We start from the raw sequence: 3,586 nt of genomic DNA, 5'->3' as shown, positions 1-3,586 counted from the left end.
CTGGCCCAAACTCCTCCACAAACTCACCAACCTCACCTACAAACACACCACCGCCACCCAACACGCCCTCACCAACCTCCACCACCACCTCACCAGCAACCAGTAAGCAAACGAAGCAACAGAACGACCGAGGGAGAATGTGAAACGAGCCGGGAATTCATCGCCACCGGTCACCGCGGGCGGCGCTCCCGGCTCTTCGCGCTGCCCGGTCGGTCCGTACCGGCACAAGTCCGTTACAGCCTGCGCCAGTTCCTCCCAGGGCGCCTGCGGCCTGGCATCATCCGACTACGCCGGAAGATCAACGGGGTGCGGACGAGGCAGGACGGTGAGGATGCGGTGGACGACGTGAGCGACGACGTGACCGACGGTGTGACGGACAGTGTGCCTGGCGCGTGGGCGGGAAGCCTGAGCAAGCCGAAGCAGCGGCGGAAGGTGGCGCCGGTCGTCCGGATGGGATGGAAGGCCTTACTGGTCGGCATAGGCCTGTCCGCGGTGGGCCTCGGATTCTTCCGGTTCGTGGACGCCTTCGAGGCGTCGGGCGCCTACCGCTCGGCGCCGGCCTGCGGGTCGGCGGAGGCCGGGGACGTGGTGGAGTGCGTGCGGAAGGAGAGCGGGCAGGTGACGAAGAAGTCGTCCAAGTCCAGCGACGATTCGGTCACCTATCTGCTGACGATCTCGCGCGAGACGGCTCCCACCGGCGAGTACGGCGTGGGCGGCGCCTTCTACCGGGACGTCGAGGTCGGCACCACAGTCGATCTGAAGATCTGGAAGGACGATGTGGTCTGGGTCTCCTATCACGGGCACCAGGCCGAACAGCGGAACATGCCGTGGTGGAGCGTGTTCGAGGTCGCCCTGTTGATCGGTGCCGGCACGACGCTGCTCGCGTACCGCGTCGCCTCGGCGGACCTGCGGGCGTGGGGGTGGCCGCTGCTCGTCGCCGTTCCGACCGCCGTCGCCACGGGCACGGGCTGCGTCCTCCTCATCGCGTACCAGTGGCCGTTCGCCGTCACGTTGACCCTGGCGATCGTGTCCTGGCTGATCACGGTGGTCATCGCCGCGACGGCCGTGTCGGAACTGTAGGCCCGCGGCGGGCGACGCCCGTCGGCCCCGCGCCACACCCGACGGCAGGCAGCCCGGTCCTCGACTCCCACATGATTGTCAGGTTCTCGACACGGGAAGGAGGCCGATCAGAGGCCGATCAGTCACAGACCGCTCACCAGGGGAGGACCATCCGTGCGCCGCACACCCGCCGGCACCACCACCGCTCTGCTCGCCACCGCCCTCGCCGCGGCCCTGCTCGGCGCCACCCCCTCCTGGAGTGCGCCCGCCGGGAGCACGGCACCGCCCAGCACGGCACCGCCATCCCGCCAGGTGGAGGCCTTCGCGGAGGACGGCAGCATCTCCCGCGCCCAGGCCCCCGCCGTCTCGCCCTTCGTCGCCGCGCCGACCCAGGGCGTGGCCGCGCCGCAGGGGGACGGTGACGTGACGCCGCTGGTCCGCAGCGGCGATCCGGCGACCAAGCTGGACGTCGTGGTGATCGGCGACGGGTACGCCGCGCAGGAGCAGCAGAAGTTCCTCACGGACGCGGCCGAGAAGTGGCGTGAGGTGACCGCGGTCGAGCCGTACGCCACGTACCGCGGGCTGTTCAACGTCTGGGCGGTGTCGGCGGTTTCGCCGGAGTCGGGGGTGACCGGCGATCCGGACCGGGCGACCGTGCGGCACACCGCGCTGGGCTCGTACTTCTGGTGCGACGACGTGGAGCGGCTGCTCTGCGTGGACGAGAAGGCGGTCGAGCGGTACGCGGCGAAGGCCCCGCAGGCGGACCTGGTGCTGGTGGTGGCCAACAGCGCCAAGTACGGCGGCGCCGGCTACAACGACGTCACGTCCCCGCTGGGCTACGAGGGCATCGCCACGGTGGCGGGCGGGAACGCCAAGTCCGGGCAGATCGCGGTGCACGAGACCGGGCACTCGCTGGGCAAGCTCGCCGACGAGTACGCCTACGACGGCCAGGGGACGTACCAGGGCGACGAACCGGCCGAGGCCAACATCAGCACGCTCACGGCCGACCGGATGCGGCAGCAGGGCACCAAGTGGTCCCGCTGGCTCGGGCAGACGTCCCCGGACGGCGGGACGGTCGGTGCGTACGAAGGCGGCGGCTACTACCCGACCGGGCTGTACCGGCCGACCGAGAACTCGATCATGCGCTCGCTCGGGCGGGAGTTCAACCTGCCCGGGCGGGAGGCGATGATCGCCGGCTTCTACCGCCACGCCACGCCGCTCACCAGCCCCACGGCCGAGGGGAGTTGGCTCACCGCGGCCGACCACCTGACCGTCGACCTGCCGGTGCCCGGCACCCGGCTGCGCTGGTTCCTGGACGGCCGCGAGCTGCCACGCCTCTCCGGCCGCACTGCCCTGGACCTCGGCGACCTCAAGCTGACCGGGCCCCGGATCCGGCCGCACCTGCTCACCGCCGTCGCCACCGATCCCACCCCCGCCGTGGCGGACCCGGCGCTGCGCGCGGACCTGACCGCGAGCCTGTCCTGGATCGTCACGCGGTGATCGTCACGCGGTGATCCTCACCCGCTGATCGTCACGCGCTGAGACCGGTCCGAGCCGCTGCACCCGAATGCGGTGCAGCGGCTCGACGGGCACCGGATGCGGTGCAGCGGCTCCGCGGTGCCGGTGGTGTGCACGCAGAAAGTGCCTTCCTGCCGGGGGCTGACGGATCTCGGACCCGCCTCATCGTCCCGGTTCGGAAGGCACTTCCGCGCTGCGATCACGCTGCGGACGTCGCCGCGCGTGAGACGCGCACGTCAGGCCAGGTCGAGATAGAACTTCTCGTCCGCGCCGCCGTTGGCATTGATCTGGCAGTTCACCGTTCCTCCCGGACCGGTGGCGGTGGTCACCCCACTGCCGGTCACCAGGCGCAGGTAGATGTTCGGGAAGGCCGCCGACCCGAAGGAGAACGAACCGTCGGGCTGGGGAAGGAGGTGGTACTTCTCCCAGGGGCCGAGGCCGAACTGACAGTTGACCGTCCCCCCTCCGGCCATCGTGGTGGGGACCCCGCTGCCGTCCATGCGCAGGAACACGTTCGGGAAGGCCGCCGACTCGAAGGCGTAGGTGCCATCGCTCTGCGGCCGGACCCTGAAGGCCGTCAAGGGACTGGTGCCGTACTGGCAGTTGACCGACCCCGCGCCGTTGTCCCTGGCCGCGGTCACTCCGGTGCCGTCCATGCGCAGGTGCACATTCGGATAGTGCGTCGACTGGATGGTGATCGGCGCGTCCCCGAGCTTTTCGAGGTCAGCTGCTGACAATGACATGATGGCCTCTTTCCCTTCGGTCTGGGCGTGTCACGAACGAGTCGAACCGGTTCCGCCACAGGCACTCTCTCCGTACTGAATTCGAGCGAGAGGGATGTGCCCGGTACGGCAATCACGGCGTCGGACAGCGGGAGCCTTTCGGGACGAACCATGCGGCCTCGCCGGCACTGTGCGGCCTCGTCGGCTCCATGCGCTGTGCTGCGTGCCGTAAAAGGAGAAGCCTGACAGGCGGGAACGGCAAGGCGGCACATCAGCCGCTCGTGTTT

At 69.7% G+C, this 3,586-nt stretch carries 3 protein-coding genes; 2 read left to right on the top strand and 1 reads right to left on the bottom strand.

Annotated elements, in window-relative coordinates:
• The first annotated feature begins 345 nt into the window (after window positions 1-345).
• Window positions 346-1,080, top strand: a complete 735-nt coding sequence (locus tag ACIGG8_RS42765; RefSeq protein WP_396553979.1) for a hypothetical protein — start codon at window positions 346-348, stop codon at window positions 1,078-1,080.
• A gap of 153 nt (window positions 1,081-1,233) precedes the next feature.
• Window positions 1,234-2,559, top strand: a complete 1,326-nt coding sequence (locus ACIGG8_RS42760; RefSeq protein ID WP_396553978.1) for a M64 family metallopeptidase — start codon at window positions 1,234-1,236, stop codon at window positions 2,557-2,559.
• 254 nt (window positions 2,560-2,813) lie between these two features.
• On the opposite strand, the gene ACIGG8_RS42755 is transcribed toward ACIGG8_RS42760, so the two are convergent.
• On the bottom strand, window positions 2,814-3,320 hold the full coding sequence (locus ACIGG8_RS42755; RefSeq protein WP_396553977.1) for a hypothetical protein: 507 nt from the start codon (window positions 3,318-3,320) through the stop codon (window positions 2,814-2,816).
• Window positions 3,321-3,586 lie beyond the last annotated feature (266 nt).

Origin of the sequence: Kitasatospora sp. NPDC085464, from assembly GCF_044541955.1 — a bacterium.
Classification (GTDB): Bacteria; Actinomycetota; Actinomycetes; order Streptomycetales; family Streptomycetaceae; genus Kitasatospora.
Note: the sequence above shows the minus strand (reverse complement) of the source record. Positions and strands in the feature narration are given on the sequence as shown.

What these genes read in the sequence shown, in the direction of transcription:
- ACIGG8_RS42755 (WP_396553977.1), bottom strand. Translation starts at nt 3,320, where the DNA reads ATGTCATTGTCAGCAGCTGACCTCGAAAAGCTCGGGGACGCGCCGATC.